Origin of the sequence: Streptomyces sp. NPDC059900, from assembly GCF_050270335.1 — a bacterium.
In the GTDB taxonomy this organism is placed as follows: Bacteria; Actinomycetota; Actinomycetes; order Streptomycetales; family Streptomycetaceae; genus Streptomyces.
The window spans coordinates 1-17,925 of sequence record NZ_JBNNJZ010000008.1; the positions used below are offsets into that span (position 1 = coordinate 1).

A 17,925-nucleotide genomic window follows, 5' to 3' on the forward strand; every position below is an offset into this window, starting at 1 on the left:
GTCCGGACCTCGCCCAGTTCATGGACAAGACCGCCCCCAAGGTCACCATCACGCACCACCCCGACGTACGCCGTTCCCTCATGACCCAGAAGGCGTACGCGGAGGGCATGCGCGCCTTGGTCCTGCACACCGCGGCCGTCCAGGACGACATCCAGATCAAGGAGGCGGAGGGCGAGGACGCGTCGGCGCTCATCGCCCTGAACGACCTGCTCCTGCCGATCGTCAAGGGCTACGGCTCGGAGAAGTCGTACGAGCAGCTGGCGCAGTCGCTCCAGACGTTCGGCGGCTCGGGGTACCTCCAGGAGTACCCCATCGAGCAGTACATCCGTGACGCCAAGATCGACACCCTCTACGAGGGCACGACCGCCATCCAGGGCCAGGACTACTTCTTCCGGAAGATCGTCCGTAACCAGGGTGCCGCGCTGAACGGCCTCGCCGAGGAGATCAAGAAGTTCCTCGCGGTCGCCGCGGGGGGCGAGGGCCTGGCCGGGGCCCGCGAGGAGCTGGCCAAGGCCGCGGTCGAGCTCGAGGCCATCGTCGGCGTCATGCTGACTGACCTCGCGGCCACCGAGCAGGACGTGAAGTCCATCTACAAGGTGGGCCTCAACACGACCCGCCTCCTGATGGTGTCGGGCGACGTGGTCGTCGGCTACCTACTCCTGCGCGGCGCGGCAGTCGCCGCCGAGAAGCTGCCCACGGCTTCCGCCAAGGACAAGGCCTTCTACGAGGGCAAGATCGCCGCGGCCAAGTTCTTCGCCACGAACGTCCTGCCGGGCGTCGCAGCCGAGCGGAAGCTCGCCGAGGGCGTGGAGCTGGACCTGATGGAACTGGACGAAGCCGCGTTCTGACCTCCACGGTCCTAGGCCTTATAACTACGGCCCGCTCCCGGAACTCCGGGGGCGGGCCGCAGCCGTCTCTTGCGAGCGCCGGGGCCCGGCACCCGCCGCGGGCCACTACAGCCACGCACCTGACCGCCGCTCCGCGGCACACCTGACCCACCGCTTCAGCGCCGGAACCCGCCGTGGGGCACTACAGGCACGCGCCTGACCGCCGCTCCGCGGCGGATCTCCCCCACCCACCCACCCGTTCACCCGGCATCACACGGCGAGCTACGGCGGTGGGAGCGTGATGCAGGGCGCCGGGCGGGTGGGGACGGCGCCGCAGACGAAGGGCAGTCACGGTCAGGACGTGACGCAGGGCGCCGGGCGGGTGGGCGGGAGAGATCCGGCGCGAAGCGGCGGGGCAGGCCGGACGGCGCCGCAGACGAAGGGCAGGGGCGCAGGGTGCCGGGTCGGCGGGGAACGCGCCGTAGGCGAAGGGTGGTGACGGTCAGGACGTGACGCGGGGTTCCGGGCGGGTGGGCGGGAAAGATCCGGCGCGAAGCGGCGGGGCAGGGGAGAGACGACGGCGCCGCAGGCAAGCGGCAGGCGGAAGGATGAGATCCCGGCGGTACAAGCGCCGGGATACGGGCACATCCGGTACAGAACCTCCCGGAAAAGGCGCCCCACGCCAGAGAAAACCGCTAGCTAGGCTGGAAGCCATGAGCACACCTGCCCGCTTCGACCGCGGCCTCTCCGACGACCTCATCACCTTCCTTGCGGCAAGCCCCTCCCCGTATCACGCCGTGGCGAACGCCGCGGAGCGGCTGGAGAAGGCCGGCTTCCGGCAGGTCGAGGAGACCGACGCCTGGGACGGGTCGACCGGCGGGAAGTATGTGCTGCGCGGCGGCGCGATCATCGCCTGGTACGTCCCCGAAGGGGCCTCCGCACACACCCCGTACCGCATCGTCGGCGCCCACACCGACTCCCCCAACCTCCGCGTCAAGCCGAAGCCGGACGCGGGCGCGCACGGCTGGCGGCAGGTGGCGGTCGAGATCTACGGCGGCCCGCTGCTCAACTCCTGGCTGGACCGCGACCTCGGCCTCGCGGGCAGACTCACGCTGCGGGACGGCTCGACGCGTCTGGTGAACATCGACCGGGCGCTGCTGCGTGTCCCGCAGCTGGCCATCCACATGGACCGCGGAGTGGTCGCCGACGGCCTGAAGCTCGACAAGCAGAAGCACATGCAGCCCATCTGGGGCCTGGGCGACGACGTGCACGAGGGCGACCTCATCGCCTTCCTGGAGGAGGAGTCGGAGCTCGCCCCCGGCGACGTCACCGGCTGGGACCTGATGACGCACCCCGTCGAGGCACCCTCCTACCTCGGCCGCGACCGCGACCTCATCGCGGGCCCGCGCATGGACAACCTCCTGTCCGTGCACGCCTGTACGGCGGCGCTCGCCGCCGTCGCCACGGCGGACGACGCCGACTCGCTGCCGTACATCCCCGTCCTCGCCGCCTTCGACCACGAGGAGAACGGCTCCCAGTCCGACACCGGCGCCGACGGCCCGCTCCTCGGCGGCGTCCTCGAGCGGTCCGTGTTCGCCCGCGGCGGCACGTACGAGGACAAGGCCCGCGCCTTCGCCGGCACCATCTGCCTCTCCTCCGACACGGGCCACGCCGTGCACCCCAACTACGCCGAGCGGCACGACCCGACGCACCACCCCCGAGCCAACGGCGGCCCGATCCTCAAGGTCAACGTCAACAACCGCTACGCCACCGACGGCGCCGGACGTGCCGTGTTCGCCGCCGCCTGCGAGAAGGCCGGTGTGCCCTTCCAGAGCTTCGTGTCGAACAACGCGATGCCCTGCGGCACGACGATCGGCCCGATCACCGCGGCAAGGCACGGCATCAAGACCGTCGACATCGGTGTCGCGATCCTCTCGATGCACAGCGTGCGCGAGCTGTGCGGTGCGGACGACCCGCACCTGCTCGCCAACGCCCTCGTGGCGTTCCTCCAGGGCTGAGAAGTGCTGAGGGGCACTCAGGACCGAAGTCCGAAGGGCGATTTCCGCTTCCCCGTGTGACCGTGCCGGGCCCGGGTACCCGGAGGCCCTGCCACGACTTAGGGAGGCGGTCCATATGGGCCTGGGCGGATGCATACTTCTGATCGCCGCGGGCGCCATCCTCGCGTTCGCCACCGACTGGGAGATGGACGGCATCAATCTCACCGTCACCGGTCTGATCATGATGGCCGTGGGCGTGATCGGTGTCGCCGCGTTCACCAACGCGCGCCGCAAGACGGTCGTGCCGCCGGGCGCGACGGTGGTCGAGACGGAAGACGACCACCACCGCCACGGCTTGTGACAGTTCCACCCGCTCGTCTTCGCAGGGCCCGGCAGCCATCCTCATGGCCGCCGGGCCCTGCCGCATGGCGCCACGTCACGGTGAACTCCCCCGGCATTGCCCGGTGTCATGCGCGCCGCGGGGTACTCATGGCTCCATGAAACTTCTCGTACGCGACCGGCTGCTCGGCATCGGTGACGACTACTGGATCGAGGACGACCAGGGCCAGAAGGTCTTCCTCGTCGACGGCAAGGCGATGCGCCTGCGCGAGACCTTCGAGCTCAAGGACATGCAGGGCCGTGTCCTCATCGACATCCACGCCAAGATGCTGGCGCTGCGCGACACGATGGTGATCGAGCGCGACGGCGAACCGCTGGCCAAGATCAAGCGCAAACGCCTCTCGCTGCTGCGCAACCACTACCGCGTGGAGCTGGTCGACGGCACCGAACTCGACGTCAGCGGAAAGATCCTGGACCGCGAGTTCGCCATCGAGTACGACGGCGAGCTGCTTGCCGACATCTCCCGCCGCTGGTTCCGCGTCCGCGACACGTACGGCCTCCAGATCGTCCGGGAGGACGCCGACGCCTCGCTCCTCCTGGCCATCGCGGTCTGCGTGATCCGCCTGGCGGAGAAGGAGCGCGGGGACGACTAGCGCCGGGCCCGCCAAGGCTCAACGCGCGGGAGCGGCAACTCCCAGCAGCCGGTCCTTCAGCGCGGGGAACTGCTCACGCGTGGCGGCGACCTTCGCGAGATCGAGGTCGACGGTGAGGACCTCCTCACCGTCCCCCGCCTCGGCGAGCACCTCACCCCAGGGGTCCACCACGACGCTGTGCCCCGCCTGGGGGACACCGGCGTGCGTGCCGCCGGTGCCGCAGGCAAGGACGTACACCTGGTCCTCGACGGCCCGCGCCCTGGCGAACAGCGTCCAGTGCTCCCGGCGCCGCGCAGGCCACCCCGCGGGCACGACGAACATCTCGGCGCCCGCGTCGACAAGGCCCCGGAACAGCTCGGGGAAGCGGAGGTCGTAGCACGTGGCGAGCCCGATCGCCGCGGCGGGCGTGCGCACCGTCACCAGCTCGCTGCCCGCGCCCATGAGCACGGCCTCGCCCTTGTCGAAGCCGAATCGGTGGATCTTGCGGTACGAGGCGGCGAGTTCACCCAGGGGCGAGAAGACGAGCGAGGTGTTGTAGAGGTCCCCGGCCGCGTCCCGCTCCGGCACCGACCCCGCGTGCAGCCAGACGCCCGCGTCACGTGCGGCCTTGGCCATGGCCTCGTACGTCGGCCCCTCAAGCGATTCCGCCTCGCTCGCGAACGTCTCGTACGCGAAGGCGCCCGTGGTCCACAGTTCGGGGAGAACGACGAGATCCGGCCGCTCACGCTCGGCTACTTCCCGTACCAGTGAAGAGACCCTTGAGCGGCGGGAATTGACCGTTTCGCCCTCGTCTACGGCGATCTGGATGAGGGAGGCGCGCACACTACCACCGTCCTGGCATTCGAGCCGTCAACACGGGCCTACGATCGTCACACGAAAGCACTGCCGGGGTGCCTGCGGGCAGCGTAACTTAGCGTCTCAGACACCCACCGCCCGCGTACGACCGTCGAGGGGTCCCGTGAGTCTCCATCCCAGCCTGCAAACCTACGCCGACGCCTGGACCCAATCCGTATCAGCCATATCCGAGCTGGTCTCACCGCTCGCCGAGGGAGAGTGGAACTGGGCCACGCCCTGCCCCGGCTGGTCGGTGCGGGACATCATTTCCCACGTCATAGGCCTGGACTGCGAGATGCTGGGCGACCCGCGCCCCATCCACACCCTGCCCCGCGATCTGTACCACGTGAAGACCGAGGGCCAGCGCTACATGGAGATGCAGGTCGACGTCCGACGGCATCACACCGCGCCCGAGATGACCTCCGAGCTGGAGTACACGATCATCCGCCGCACGCGTCAGCTGCGGAACGAATCGCGCGACCCGTCGCACAAGATCCGCGGCCCGCTCGGCACCGAGCAGACCCTCGAACTGGCCACGCGGCTTCGCGCGTTCGACGTCTGGGTGCACGAGCAGGACCTGCGTACGACGCTGAAGAAGCCCGGCAACCTGGACTCCCAGGGAGCGCTCGTGGCGCGGGACATGCTGCTGCAGGGGCTGACCGGCGTGGTCGCCAAGAAGGCCCAGGCACCGGCGAATTCGGCGGTCGTCTTCGACGTGAGCGGTCCCGTCGAGTTCCTGCGCACGGTCCGCGTGGACGCCGAAGGCCGGGCCACGGTCGACAGCTCCCCCTCGCTCGGCCCGCTCGCCACGCTCAGCCTGGACTGGGAGACGTACTTCCGCCTCGCCTGCGGCCGCATCTCGTACGCGTCGGTGGCCGACCGGGTCAAGATCGAGGGCGATCACGGCCTTGCCGAGGCGATCCTGCGGGAGTTCGCGGTCACGCCGTAGCCCCCGCAGGCCCTCCTCTCCCGGCGCCGGCCTCACACCGGTACGTGCACGGCCTCCACGCGGCTGGCGACAAGCCGCTCCTTCTCCCTGCGCACCGCGCGCGTCCGCAGCCGCAGGATCTGGCTGAGGCCCACCGCTTCGAGGACGAAGACGGCGGAGAAGGCGATCCGGTAGTTGTCGCCGGTCGCGTCCAGGAGAACGCCGATGGCGAGCAGTGTCGTCATGGAGGCGACGAAGCCGCCCATGTTCACGATGCCGGACGCGGTGCCCTGCCGCTCCGGCGGATTGGCGGGCCGCGCGAAGTCGAAGCCGATCATGGACGCGGGGCCGCAGGCGCCGAGCACCGTGCACAGCATGATGAGCAGCCACATCGGGGCGTGGTCGCCGGGGTAGTGGATCGTGATCGCCCACATGGTGGCGGTCGCCGCGACGGTGCCGATCGCCAGGGGCGTGCGTGCCGCGTGGTGCCGGGCGACGATCTGGCCGTAGACCAGGCCCACGACCATGTTCGAGAGCACGACGAGGGTGAGCAGCGTCCCGGCCGTGGCGCGCGTGAGTCCCTGCGCCTCGACGAGGAACGGCAGGCCCCACAGGAGCAGGAACACCATCGCGGGGAACTGCGTGGTGAAGTGCACCCACAGGCCGAGCCGGGTGCCGGGCTCCCGCCAGCTCATGGCTATCTGCTTGCGCACGAAGGCTCCGCCGGAGTGCCGCACGGGCTCCGGGGCGTACCCCTCGGGGTGGTCCTTGAGGAACAGCGTCATCAGGACGAGGACGACGACGCCGCAGAGCGCGCTGCCCGCGAAGGCCGCGGTCCAGCCGACGGAGTGCAGGAGCCGGGCCAGGACGAGGGTGGAGACGAGGTTGCCCGCCATGCCGACCAGACCGGCGAGCTGGGCGACCATCGGGCCGCGCCGGGCGGGGAACCAGCGGGTGCCAAGGCGCAGCACGCTGATGAAGGTCAGCGCGTCACCGCAGCCGAGCAGCGCGCGGGACGCGAGCGCCATCCCGTACGAGGGCGAGAAGGCGAAGCCGAGCTGTCCGACCGTGAAGAGCACGACTCCGATGGTCAGCACGCGCTTGGTGCCGAGCCGGTCGACCATCAGGCCGACGGGTATCTGCATGCCCGCGTAGACGAGCAGCTGGAGGATCGAGAAGGTCGAGAGCGCGGACGCGTTGACGTGGAAGCGGTCGGCGGCGTCGAGTCCGGCGACGCCGAGGGAGGTGCGGAAGATGACGGCGACGAAGTAGACGGCGACGCCGATGCCCCAGACGAGCACGGCCTTCTTGCCGCCGGGCGGATCGCCGGGGAGCGAGACGGGCACGGTGGTCATCGGACTTCGCCCCTGGCCAGGTTCTGGAACCAGCCGACGTGCCGGGTGACCACCGCTTCGGCGGCCTCGACGTCTCCGGAGGTGAGGGCGTTCAGGAGTTCCTCGTGCTCGGCGAGCGTCTTGGCGATCCGGTCGGGGTGGGAGTGCATCACGGCGACGCCCATCCGCAGCTGCCGGTCCCTGAGCTGGTCGTAGAGGCGGGCCAGGATTTCGTTGCCGCCGCTGCGCACGATCTCGGCATGGAAGCAGCGGTCGGTCACGGCGGCGGCGGAGAAGTCCCCGGCCGCGGCCTGCTCGCGCTGCCGGTGAAGCAGCTCCTCCAGGCGGGCGAGCAGCGCGGGAGGCGCCGGCACCGCCTTGCGCACCGAGTGGGTCTCCACCAGGAGCCGCGTCTCGACGACGTCGGCGATCTCCTGCACGGACACCGGCAGGACCAGGGCGCCCTTCTTGGGGTAGAGCCGCAGGAGCCCCTCGACCTCCAGCTTCAGGAGGGCCTCGCGCACCGGTGTGCGGGACACCCCGACCGCCTCGGCGAGCTCGCCTTCGGTGAGCAGCGTGCCGCCCTCGTACCGGCGGTCGAGCACGCCCTGCTTCACGTGCGCGTACACGCGCTCGGCGGCGGGCGGGCGCTTGAGGGTCTGTGTGGGGGACGAGGCTGGTGCGACAGGCATGCGCACAGCATAGATACAACACGTACTCATGAGGACGTCCATTCCACGATCCGGACATCACCCTCGAAAGACCGTCTCCGGGCGCATCCATTTGCCTCTCTCGTGTGTCTCACTATCGAGCGGCACCCTCATGTGGCCGCATTCCAGGGGCATTTGGAGCATTCAACTTGAACACCCCCATTAAGGGCATTCGCCGCGCATCGGCCGTAATCGTCACCGCGGGTGCGGTTTTCGCGGGCGCCGCCCTCACGACCCCGGCCCACGCGGCCGCGCTGCCGAAGCCGTCCATCGCCGCCAAGGGCGGCTACGTGATGAACAACGGCACCGGCAAGACGCTCTTCACGAAGGCCGCCGACACCCGCCGGTCCACCGGCTCGACCACCAAGATCATGACGGCGAAGGTCGTGCTGTCGCAGTCGAACCTCAACCTCGACTCCAAGGTCAAGATCGAGAAGGCCTACAGCGACTACATCGTCCGCAACACCGCCTCGTCAGCCCGGCTGATCGTCGGCGACAAGGTCACCGTCCGCCAGCTCCTGTACGGCCTGATGCTGCCGTCCGGCTGCGACGCGGCGTACGCGCTCGCGGACAAGTTCGGCAAGGGCTCCACGCGCTCCGCCCGCGTGAAGTCGTTCATCGGCAAGATGAACGCACAGGCCAGGAGCCTGGGCATGACGAACACGCACTTCGACTCCTTCGACGGGATCGGCAACGGAAGCAACTACTCCACGCCCCGTGACCTGACGAAGCTCGCCAGCAGCGCGATGAAGAGCTCCACGTTCCGTACGGTCGTGAAGACGAAGTCGACGAAGCAGAAGGTCACCACGAAGAGCGGCGGCTACCGCTACATGTCGTGGTCGAACACGAACAACCTGCTCAGCAGCTACAGCGGCGCCATCGGCGTGAAGACGGGTTCCGGTCCGCAGGCCAAGTACTGCCTGGTCTTCGCCGCGACCCGCAACGGCAAGACAGTCATCGGCACGGTCCTCACCTCGACCTCCTCCGACGCCCGCACGAAGGACGCCAAGAAGCTGATGGCACCCGGTTCAACTATGTCCCCCCCCGGGCCCGGGGCCCGCCCCTGCGGGGGCACGACGGGGGGGCCCGCGGGGGGGGGCGGCGGGCCCCCTCGTCGTACTCCGGCCGTTCTCGGTGCTGGTCGTCCTCCGGCTGTGCCGGCTACGCCCAGGTCATGAGCCGCTTGGGCTGCTCCAGGATGGCCGCCACGTCGGCGAGGACCTTGGAGCCGAGCTCGCCGTCGACCAGGCGGTGGTCGAAGGAGAGCGCGAGCGTCGTCACCTGGCGCGGCTTGACCTTGCCCTTGTGGACCCAGGGCTGGAGCTTGATCGCACCGACCGCGAGGATCGCGGACTCGCCCGGGTTCAGGATCGGAGTGCCGGTGTCGACGCCGAAGACGCCGACGTTCGTGATGGTGACCGTGCCGCCCTGCATCGCGGCCGGCGACGTCTTGCCGTCGCGGGCCGTGGACACCAGATCGCCGAGGGACTCTGCCAGTTCGGGCAGCGTCTTGGCCTGGGCGTCCTTGATGTTCGGGACGATCAGACCGCGGGGGGTCGCGGCGGCGATGCCCAGGTTCACGTAGTGCTTCTGGACGATCTCCTGGTTCGCCTCGTCCCAGGCCGCGTTGACCTCCGGGTTGCGCCGGATCGCCACGAGCAGGGCCTTGGAGATGAGCAGCAGCGGGTTGACCCGCAGGCCCGCGAAGGCCTTGTCCTGCTTCAGCTCCTCGACCAGTTTCATCGTCCGCGTCACGTCGACCGTCACGAACTCCGTGACGTGCGGTGCCGTGAAGGCCGAGCCGACCATCGCCTGGGCGATGGCCTTGCGGACGCCCTTGACGGGGATACGGGTCTCGCGGGCGCCGCCGCCTGCCGGAACGGGAGCTTCAGCTTGTACTTCGGCTTCGGCTGCCGCCTGCCGGGGTGCGGACGCGGGAGCCGGGGCGGAGGCGGGGGCTGCGGCGGGGGCCGGAGCCACCGCCGCGTGTACGTCCTCGCGCGTGATGATCCCGCCGGGGCCGGACGGGATGATGACCGTGAGGTCGACTCCCAGGTCCTTGGCGAGCTTGCGCACCGGCGGCTTGGCCAGCGGGCGGGTGTCCGTGGGGGCGGGGGCTGCGGGGGCAGCAGGTGCGGCGGGGGCGGCTGCTGCCGTGCCGGAGCCGTTCAGCTCGGCCTGGACCGCTGCCGCGTAGTACGTACCGGCGGCCTCGGCCTGGTCCTGCGCCGACTTGCGCGCGCGGCGCTTCGTCGAGGACTCGGCGACCCCATAGCCGACAAGCACCGGCTGGCGGCCCGCCGGCGCGGCCTCTTCCTCGGGGGCGGCGGGAACGGCTTCCGCCGCCGGGGCGGGGGCGGCGTCCGACACGGGGGCGGCCTCAGTCTGAGCGGGCGCACCGCCGCCGGACACGTCCACCGCGATGATCACCTGGCCGACGTCGACCGTGGTGCCCTCGGGGAAGCGCAGTTCGCTCACGACACCGTTGAACGGAATGGGCAGCTCGACGGCGGCCTTGGCCGTCTCGACCTCGCACACCACCTGCCCGTCGGTGACCGTGTCGCCCGGCGCCACGAACCACTTGAGGATCTCTGCCTCGGTGAGCCCCTCGCCCACGTCGGGCATCTTGAACTCGGCCGGCGCAGCGTCCGTCGCCTCTGTCATAGTCGTCACGACCTTCTCCCTCAGTACGCCAGCGAGCGGTCGACAGTGTCGAGCACCCGGTCGAGGCCCGGCAGGTACTCCTCTTCCAACCGCGCCGGCGGATACGGCGCGTGGAAGCCGCCGACCCGCAGCACGGGAGCTTCGAGGTGGTAGAAGCAGCGCTCGGTGATGCGGGCGGCGATCTCCGAGCCCGTGCCCAGGAAGACCGGGGCCTCGTGGACCACGACGAGCCGCCGCGTCTTCTCGACCGACGTCTGCACCGTGTCGAAGTCCATCGGGGACATGGAGCGCAGGTCCACGACCTCCAGGGACTTGCCCTCCTCGGCGGCGGCCGCGGCCGCCTCCAGGCAGACCTTCACCATCGGGCCGTACGCGGCGAGCGTGAGGTCCGTGCCCTCGCGGGCGACCCGGGCCTTGTGCAGCGGCGCCGGGATCGCTTCGGTGTCGACCTCGCTCTTGTCCCAGTAGCGCCGCTTCGGCTCGAAGAAGATCACCGGGTCGTCGCTCTGAATGGCCTGCTGCATCATCCAGTAGGCGTCCGACGAGTTCGACGGAGAGACGACCTTGAGGCCCGCCACGTGCGCGAACAGCGCCTCGGGCGACTCGCTGTGGTGCTCGACGGCGCCGATGCCGCCGCCGTACGGAATGCGGATGACGACCGGCATCTTGATCTTGCCGAGCGCGCGGGCGTGCATCTTCGCGAGCTGCGTGACGATCTGGTCGTACGCCGGGAAGACGAAGCCGTCGAACTGGATCTCCACCACCGGGCGGTAGCCCCGCAGGGCAAGGCCGATGGCCGTGCCGACGATGCCGGACTCGGCGAGCGGGGTGTCGATGACCCGGTCCTCGCCGAAGTCCTTCTGGAGCCCGTCCGTCACCCGGAAGACGCCGCCGAGCTTGCCGACGTCCTCGCCCATGATGAGGACCTTGGGGTCGGTGTCGAGGGCCGTGCGCAGCGATTCGTTGATCGCTTTGGCAAGGGGAAGTTTCTGAACGCCCATGGTCACTTACCGCCTTCGTCCGCGAACGACGCCTGGTACGCGGCGAACTGCGCGCGCTCCTCGTCCACGAGCGCATGCCCGTCCGCATACGCGTTCTCGAAGATCGCCATCAGATCCGGATCCGGCATCGCCCGCACCACCTCTCGCACTCGCTTGCCCAACGCTTCGCTCTCCGCCTCGAGTTCCGCGAAAAATCCCTCATCAGCGTGACCTTCGGCCTCGAGATAGGTCCGCAGGCGCAGGATCGGGTCCTTGGCCTCCCAGGCCTCGCGCTCGTCGTCGCTGCGGTACTTGGTGGGGTCGTCGGAGGTGGTGTGCGCGCCCATGCGGTAGGTGAACGCCTCGATGAGCGCCGGGCCCTCGCCCGAACGCGCCCGCTCCAGGGCCCACTTGGTGACGGCCAGGACGGCGAGGACGTCGTTGCCGTCGACCCGCACGCCCGGGAAGCCGAAGCCCTGCGCGCGCTGGTAGAGCGGCACCCGGGTCTGCTTCTCGGTGGGCTCGGAGATCGCCCACTGGTTGTTCTGGCAGAAGAACACGACGGGGGCGTTGTAGACCGCGGAGAAGGTGAACGATTCGGCGACGTCGCCCTGGCTGGACGCGCCGTCACCGAAGTACGCGATCACGGCCGAGTCCGCGCCGTCCTTGGCCACGCCCATGGCGTAGCCGGTGGCGTGCAGGGTCTGCGAGCCGATGACGATCGTGTACAGGTGGAAGTTGTTGCTGTTCGGGTCCCAGCCGCCGTGGTTCACGCCGCGGAACATGCCGAGCAGGTTGGTCGGGTCGACCCCGCGGCACCAGGCGACGCCGTGCTCGCGGTAGGTCGGGAAGACGTAGTCGTCCTCGCGCGTGGCACGGCCGGAGCCGATCTGGGCGGCCTCCTGGCCGAGCAGCGACGCCCACAGGCCCAGCTCGCCCTGGCGCTGCAGGGAGGTGGCCTCTGCGTCGAAGCGGCGGGTGAGAACCATGTCGCGGTACAGGGCGCGCAGCTCGTCGGCGGTGATGTCCGCGACGTACGAGTCGTACACAGCGTTGGCTGCGTGCTTGACCCGCTTGCCCTCGGGGGTCAGCAGCTGGACAAGCTGGGGTTCCGTGCTCTTCTTGGGCGCGGCCTTCTTGGCGCTTGCGCGCTTCCCGCCGCTGGTCGTGCTGCGGCGCGGTGTGCGCGCGGCGGTGCTCTCCACGGTCACGTGTGCTCCTCCGTCGGTCCGGCCCCCGGGATTACCGGGTAAGCCAGTGCGGCTCGCCTGATCCGTGCCCGCGCACGGGGTGGGTGCGACTCGGCCGGGAACAGGCGTGACAGGTGCCCCGGCGAGCGCCCTGCACAATGCACGTTACCCAGTGCTTCCCAATTCTGTGAAACCCCATCTGACCTGCGAATTTGCTTGGATTTCCAAGTATCTGACTGCTTGGAAATCCGAGTAAATCGAGAAAGTCGGGAACACTTCCTGGTCACAGCACTGATCACAGCCTGGCAGGGGGCCGGAACACCGGCACGTTATCCCGGCCACCCCGCGCACGGGAAGGGTTCAGCTCAGGCACCCGGAGAGATCGTGTGTGAGACTGACTCCGTGCGCGAAGACGGAAAAATTACGGTATTTCTCCTCGACGACCACGAAGTGGTCCGCCGCGGAGTCCATGAGCTGCTCTCCGTGGAGTCCGACATCGAGGTCGTCGGCGAGGCGGGAACGGCGGCGGACGCCCTGGTCAGGATCCCGGCGACACGACCGGACGTGGCCGTTTTGGACGTGCGCCTTCCGGATGGCAGCGGCGTCGAGGTCTGCCGCGAGATCCGTTCGCAGAACGAGGACATCAAATGCCTGATGCTCACCTCGTTCGCGGACGACGAGGCGCTCTTCGACGCCATCATGGCGGGCGCTTCCGGCTATGTCCTGAAGGCCATTCGCGGCAATGAACTTCTCTCGGCCGTACGTGACGTGGCAGCCGGAAAGTCCCTGCTCGACCCCGTCGCCACGGCCCGCGTCCTGGAGCGGCTGCGCGACGGAAACACCCCCAAGGGCGACGACCGCCTGTCGAACCTCACGGACCAGGAACGCAAGATCCTGGACCTGATCGGCGAGGGCCTGACCAATCGGGTGATCGGCGAACGTCTCCACCTCGCCGAGAAGACGATCAAGAATTACGTCTCCAGCCTGCTTTCGAAGCTCGGCATGGAGCGGCGCTCGCAGGCGGCGGCGTACGTGGCACGTATGCAGGCGGAACAGAATCACTGACCGTTGCAGACGGAGCGGAATCACTGACCGTGAGCGCTCGAAACGGGACTAACGTCCCCGCCCCGTAGGGGCATGCTCCCCTTCCCCGGCCCCCCGCCGGTGCCGGAGGGTGGATGCATGCCCACCGACGATCAACAGGACGAACGGCTCGCCTTCGAACTGCTCGGCCGCACCGACTACGGCCGGGTCGCGACCAGCATGCGCGCGCTGCCCTTCCTCGCCGCGGCCCGGCACGTCGTCGTGGACGGCCGCATCCTGCTGCGGATGCACAAGGGGTACGGGTACCACGAGGCCTGCATCGGCAGCGTCATCGCCTACGGGGCGGACAATCTCAGCGCCGAGACCGCGCGCACGGGTCAGTGGACCGTGCAGTTCGTCGGCCTCTGCGAGGTCATCGAGCCGACCAACGACGAGCTGGAACTCTTCGGCCCCGGCCCGCATTACGTGGACGGCGAGCTGTACGACCCCGTCTACATGCGCCTGGAGCCGCAGCTGGCCACCGTGCACACGCTGCAGCGCGGCCAGGAGCGGCAGTTCCATGGGCATCCGGTGGGCCGTCCGTAGAGCCGGACCCGACACGTATCCGTAGAGCCGGACCTGACACGTAAACGCACGCGCGCGTGGTGCCCTTCCGGGCGCCACGCGCGCGTGCGTTTGCGTAGGGGGCTACCGGCGGCCGCTCAGGCGCCGTCGTTGCCTGCGACGACCCCTTCGGTGCCGCCGTCCGTCGCCGGCGGGTCCTCGCTCTCCGGAGGGCTCTCTTCCCCGGTGGGCGTCGGCGGGTCCTCGGACGACTCGGTGGGGTCGTCCGAAGGCTCCGTCGGGTCGTCCGACGGCTCGTCCTCGGTGGGCGTGTTCGGAGTGGTCGGGCCGGTGGTGTTCGGCTGCGACGGGCTCCACTCGCCCTGTCCGCCGCTCCCGTCGCCGGGCTCCGCGGTGTCCTCGTCCGACGTCTCGTCGTCCGCGCTCTTGCTCGGCTTCTTCGTCTCCGACTGCTTCGTCGGCGACTTGGTCGGGGTGTCCGTGTCCTTCGACTTCTTGTCGCTCGCCGACAGCGCGAACGCGACACCCACGGCGATGGCGATGACCGCGAGCACGGCGAAGATCCACAGCTTGCCCCGGCCGCCGCCGTTCCCGTTGCGGTGACCGCCCTCGAAGCCGCCGTCGTCGCCGCCCGGCGGACGCAGCATCGCGCCGGGGATCTGCGCGGTGCCGGAGTCGCCCGGGTGCTGCATCGCGGTGGTGCCCGCGACGCCCATCGCCGGGGTGCTGCCGCCCTCGTGCATGCCCGCCACGTCGACGGGACCGGTGTTCCAGGTCCCGGTGTGGCTGCCCTGCTCGTGCAGCATCTGGAGCCCGTACTGGACCAGACCGCGCATCTCCTCGGCGGTCTGGAACCGGTCGTCCGGGTCCTTGGCGAGCGAACGCATCACCAGGCCGTCCAGCTCCGGCGGAGCCGCGTCCGAGGTCTCGGACGGCGGCACGGGGATGTCCTGGACGTGCTGGTAGACCACGGAGAGCGGTGTCTCGCCGGTGAACGGCGGACGCAGCGCGAGAAGCTCGTAGAGCAGACAGCCGGTCGCGTAAAGGTCGGAGCGGTGGTCGACGGCCTTGCCGAGCGCCTGCTCCGGGGAGAGGTACTGGGGCGTGCCCATGACCATGCCGGTCTGCGTCATCGTCGACTGCGCGCCGTGCAGCGCACGGGCGATGCCGAAGTCCATCACCTTGACCGCGCCGGTGTTGGTGATGATCACGTTCGCGGGCTTGATGTCGCGGTGCACGATGCCGTGCTGGTGCGAGTACGCGAGCGCCTCGAGCACCCCGGAGACGATGATCAGGGCCTGCTCGGGACCCGGCGCCTCCGCGTTGAGCAGCAGGTCACGGATCGTCCGGCCCTCGACGATCTCCATGACGATGTACGGGACCACGCTCGGCCCGACGACGTCCTCGCCGGAGTCGTAGACCGCCACCACCGCATGGTGGTTGAGTCCCGCGACCGACTGGGCCTCGCGCGTGAAGCGGGCCTTGGATACCGGGTCCTCCGCGAGGTCGGAGCGGAGCAGCTTCACGGCGACCGTACGACCGAGACGTACGTCCTCGGCCGCGAACACCTCTGCCATGCCGCCCCGGCCGAGTCTGTGGGTGAGCCGATATCGGCCATCCCCAACAAGCCCGTTGTTGCCCCACAACTCAGGCGCATCCGACATTCCGCCGCCAGTCGCCTCGGGGTCGGACGGGCCCTGAGCGCGCTGCGTCTGTGCCATCAGTCCTCGCCGTCGTTTCTGGTCGTGGTGCTTGGTGGTACTGGGGGATCCCCGCCGGGCCACGCTACAGCCTCCGCGCGTCGCGGCGGTTCGAGGTGGACCGGACATCAAACCCGCCGGGTGCCCCTGCGCGCAAACTTGTAACGCTTCCGAGACGCTTCTTGCGCGTACGGTCACGGAACGGGCATCGAGCTTGACGTGTCCGTGCCCTCGGGCAGACTTGGCCAGGAATAGCGGGAATCGATCACCGATCGCGGAGCCGTCCGGCACACCGCGCCGATGGGGGACGCACGACATGAGCAGCCAGGACGGCGCACAGGGACGGTATGCGGGGCGCTCGCTGGCCGGTGGCCGGTACCAGCTGCGCGATCTTCTCGGTGAAGGCGGCATGGCCTCCGTTCACCTGGCGTACGACTCCGTACTCGATCGTCAAGTCGCGATCAAGACGCTTCACACCGAACTGGGACGCGAGCAGTCCTTCCGCGAACGCTTCCGTCGCGAGGCCCAGTCGGTGGCCAAGCTCACTCACACGAACATCGTCTCGGTCTTCGACACCGGCGAGGACGAACTGGACGGCGCGACGATGCCGTACATCGTCATGGAGTACGTGGAGGGCAAGCCGCTCGGCTCCGTGCTCGACGCCTCCGTCGCCCAGTTCGGCGCGATGCCGACCGACCAGGCGCTGAAGATCACCGCCGATGTGCTCGCCGCGCTCGAGATCAGCCACGAGATGGGCCTGGTCCACCGCGACATCAAGCCCGGCAACGTGATGATGACGAAGCGCAACGTCGTCAAGGTCATGGACTTCGGCATCGCCCGCGCCATGCAGTCCGGCGTCACCTCCATGACGCAGACCGGCATGGTCGTCGGCACCCCCCAGTACCTCTCGCCGGAGCAGGCCCTCGGCCGCGGCGTGGACGCCAGGTCCGACCTCTACTCCGTCGGCATCATGCTGTTCCAGCTGACCACCGGGCGGCTGCCCTTCGAGGCGGACTCGCCGCTGGCCATAGCGTATGCGCACGTCCAGGAGGAGCCGGTCGCTCCGTCCTCGATCAACCGCTCGCTGCCGCCCGCGGTCGACGCGATCGTCGCCCGCGCGCTGAAGAAGAACCCGAACGAGCGTTTCCCGACCGCCGAGGCCATGCGCGACGAGTGCCTGCGCGTCGCCCAGTCCATGCAGACGGCCGCCCCGAGCATCGTGCCGGGCGCCCAGACCGCGAGCGGCGGCGGCGTCGGCGCGGCGGTCTTCCCGCCGGTCGACTCCTCGCTCCCGCAGCAGGGCGGCGTCCAGACGCCGTACCAGCCGAATTCCGGTTCCTACGGACCGCCCACGCCTGCCCCCGGCCCCGTGACCCCCGGTTACGGCTACCCGCAGCAGGGCGGCTACCAGACCCCGCCGCCCACGAACGCGTACGCCCCGCAGGGCGCGCAGACCCCGCCGCCGTACACGCTCTCGCCGCAGCAGGCGCAGACGTCCGTGCACGGGCAGGGCGGCGGTGCCGGCTCGGGCGGCGGCAGCGGAAGCGGCAAGCGGAACATGCCGGTGATCGTCGGCTCGATCGTCGTGGCGCTGCTTGCCATCGGCGGTCTGATCACGGCGATTTCCCTGAACGGTGACGACGGCGGCGAGGGCGGCAAGGAAGCGAAGAAGTCGAACGCGCCGGTGGCGGGGTACCGGGGTCCGGACCGCACTCAGACGGTGGAGACCGAGGAGTGCACCGACCCTGACACGGCGTACAACGACGAGACCAAGATCAAGGTCCCGGACTTCACGTTCAAGGACTGGCGGTCCGTACAGAAGTGCTTGCAGGCGGCCGGCTGGCAGTACGACAAGCGCACGATCGACGAGAACACCTACGGGAAGGACACTGTGATGCAGCAGTCGCCCAAGGAGGACTCGGACATCGACCCGGACGACGTGGACATCGAGTTCACCGTTTCGACGGGTAATCCGGCCTGACGGGCTGACGGCCTGATGGGCTGAGGAGTCGGCCTGACGGGGTGAGCAGCAACGACGCGGAGGGGCCCGTCACCATGTTTACCGGCCCACCCCCTCGTCGTTTCCGGCTGGCCCCAACAGGTAGGGGCCGCCGGGCCCTCCCCCGATTCCGCCCTCCACTTACACCACGCCCCCCCCCCC

Annotated in this window: 15 protein-coding genes and 1 pseudogene; 9 read left to right on the plus strand and 7 right to left on the minus strand. The window is 69.5% G+C overall.

The genetic code is table 11. The annotated features are described in order from the left end of the window. The 4 genes from ACQKIP_RS02730 to ACQKIP_RS02745 form a co-directional block, all read left to right on the plus strand. Window positions 1–848 (plus strand): acyl-CoA dehydrogenase C-terminal domain-containing protein (locus ACQKIP_RS02730; RefSeq protein ID WP_427741993.1); only part of this gene is annotated, 848 nt, incomplete at its 5' end. A gap of 692 nt (window positions 849–1,540) precedes the next feature. Continuing rightward, a complete protein-coding gene (locus ACQKIP_RS02735; RefSeq protein WP_365859252.1) occupies window positions 1,541–2,845 on the plus strand; it encodes a M18 family aminopeptidase in 1,305 nt (434 codons plus the stop codon). A 115-nt stretch (window positions 2,846–2,960) separates the two neighbouring features. Further along, window positions 2,961–3,185, plus strand: coding sequence for a DUF6458 family protein (locus ACQKIP_RS02740; protein WP_365859254.1), 225 nt, complete (start codon window positions 2,961–2,963; stop codon window positions 3,183–3,185). 136 nt (window positions 3,186–3,321) lie between these two features. Next, entirely contained in the window at window positions 3,322–3,816 is a 495-nt protein-coding gene (locus tag ACQKIP_RS02745; RefSeq protein ID WP_365859256.1) for an LURP-one-related/scramblase family protein, read from the plus strand. An 18-nt stretch (window positions 3,817–3,834) separates the two neighbouring features. Here the strand turns inward: ACQKIP_RS02745 and ACQKIP_RS02750 are convergent, their stop codons facing one another. Further along, a complete protein-coding gene (locus ACQKIP_RS02750) occupies window positions 3,835–4,638 on the minus strand; it encodes a carbon-nitrogen family hydrolase (RefSeq protein ID WP_365859258.1) in 804 nt (267 codons plus the stop codon). Between the two features lie 136 nt (window positions 4,639–4,774). On the opposite strand from ACQKIP_RS02750, the gene ACQKIP_RS02755 reads away from it, so the two are divergent. Beyond that, on the plus strand, window positions 4,775–5,599 hold the full coding sequence (locus ACQKIP_RS02755; protein WP_365859260.1) for a maleylpyruvate isomerase family mycothiol-dependent enzyme: 825 nt from the start codon (window positions 4,775–4,777) through the stop codon (window positions 5,597–5,599). A gap of 32 nt (window positions 5,600–5,631) precedes the next feature. Here the strand turns inward: ACQKIP_RS02755 and ACQKIP_RS02760 are convergent, their stop codons facing one another. Both ACQKIP_RS02760 and ACQKIP_RS02765 read right to left on the minus strand, forming a co-directional pair. Continuing rightward, window positions 5,632–6,933: an MFS transporter gene (locus ACQKIP_RS02760; protein WP_365859262.1), complete on the minus strand. Its 1,302-nt coding sequence runs from the start codon at window positions 6,931–6,933 to the stop codon at window positions 5,632–5,634. Beyond that, on the minus strand, window positions 6,930–7,604 hold the full coding sequence (locus ACQKIP_RS02765; RefSeq protein ID WP_365859264.1) for a GntR family transcriptional regulator: 675 nt from the start codon (window positions 7,602–7,604) through the stop codon (window positions 6,930–6,932). The genes ACQKIP_RS02760 and ACQKIP_RS02765 overlap by 4 nt, the downstream gene beginning before the upstream one ends. Window positions 7,605–7,771: 167 nt before the next feature. Here ACQKIP_RS02765 and ACQKIP_RS02770 point away from each other — a divergent pair. Continuing rightward, a pseudogene (locus tag ACQKIP_RS02770) lies at window positions 7,772–8,650 on the plus strand (D-alanyl-D-alanine carboxypeptidase family protein); the annotation flags it as partial. Between the two features lie 133 nt (window positions 8,651–8,783). On the opposite strand, the gene ACQKIP_RS02775 reads toward ACQKIP_RS02770, so the two are convergent. From ACQKIP_RS02775 to pdhA, 3 genes are read right to left on the minus strand one after another with little or no spacing between them, the layout of a single operon-like run. Then, window positions 8,784–10,295: a dihydrolipoamide acetyltransferase family protein gene (locus ACQKIP_RS02775; RefSeq protein WP_427742000.1), complete on the minus strand. Its 1,512-nt coding sequence runs from the start codon at window positions 10,293–10,295 to the stop codon at window positions 8,784–8,786. A gap of 11 nt (window positions 10,296–10,306) precedes the next feature. Then, on the minus strand, window positions 10,307–11,287 hold the full coding sequence (locus ACQKIP_RS02780; protein ID WP_365859268.1) for an alpha-ketoacid dehydrogenase subunit beta: 981 nt from the start codon (window positions 11,285–11,287) through the stop codon (window positions 10,307–10,309). A gap of 2 nt (window positions 11,288–11,289) precedes the next feature. Further along, window positions 11,290–12,477, minus strand: a complete 1,188-nt coding sequence (gene pdhA, locus ACQKIP_RS02785) for a pyruvate dehydrogenase (acetyl-transferring) E1 component subunit alpha (protein ID WP_365859270.1) — start codon at window positions 12,475–12,477, stop codon at window positions 11,290–11,292. Window positions 12,478–12,858: 381 nt separating this feature from the next. Between pdhA and ACQKIP_RS02790 the strand changes: the two genes are divergently transcribed. Together ACQKIP_RS02790 and ACQKIP_RS02795 are read left to right on the plus strand one after the other, a co-directional pair. Then, on the plus strand, window positions 12,859–13,521 hold the full coding sequence (locus ACQKIP_RS02790) for a response regulator (protein ID WP_249588831.1): 663 nt from the start codon (window positions 12,859–12,861) through the stop codon (window positions 13,519–13,521). Window positions 13,522–13,638: 117 nt separating this feature from the next. Beyond that, window positions 13,639–14,085: a pyridoxamine 5'-phosphate oxidase family protein gene (locus ACQKIP_RS02795; RefSeq protein WP_365859272.1), complete on the plus strand. Its 447-nt coding sequence runs from the start codon at window positions 13,639–13,641 to the stop codon at window positions 14,083–14,085. Between the two features lie 116 nt (window positions 14,086–14,201). Here the strand turns inward: ACQKIP_RS02795 and ACQKIP_RS02800 are convergent, their stop codons facing one another. Continuing rightward, window positions 14,202–15,785 carry a protein kinase domain-containing protein gene (locus ACQKIP_RS02800; RefSeq protein WP_365859274.1) on the minus strand — a complete coding sequence of 528 codons (1,584 nt, stop codon included), beginning with the start codon at window positions 15,783–15,785 and terminating at the stop codon, window positions 14,202–14,204. 295 nt (window positions 15,786–16,080) lie between these two features. Between ACQKIP_RS02800 and ACQKIP_RS02805 the strand changes: the two genes are divergently transcribed. Then, complete coding sequence (locus ACQKIP_RS02805) at window positions 16,081–17,745, plus strand: protein kinase domain-containing protein (protein ID WP_365859276.1); 1,665 nt, start codon at window positions 16,081–16,083, stop codon at window positions 17,743–17,745. The last annotated feature ends 180 nt before the right edge of the window (window positions 17,746–17,925 follow it).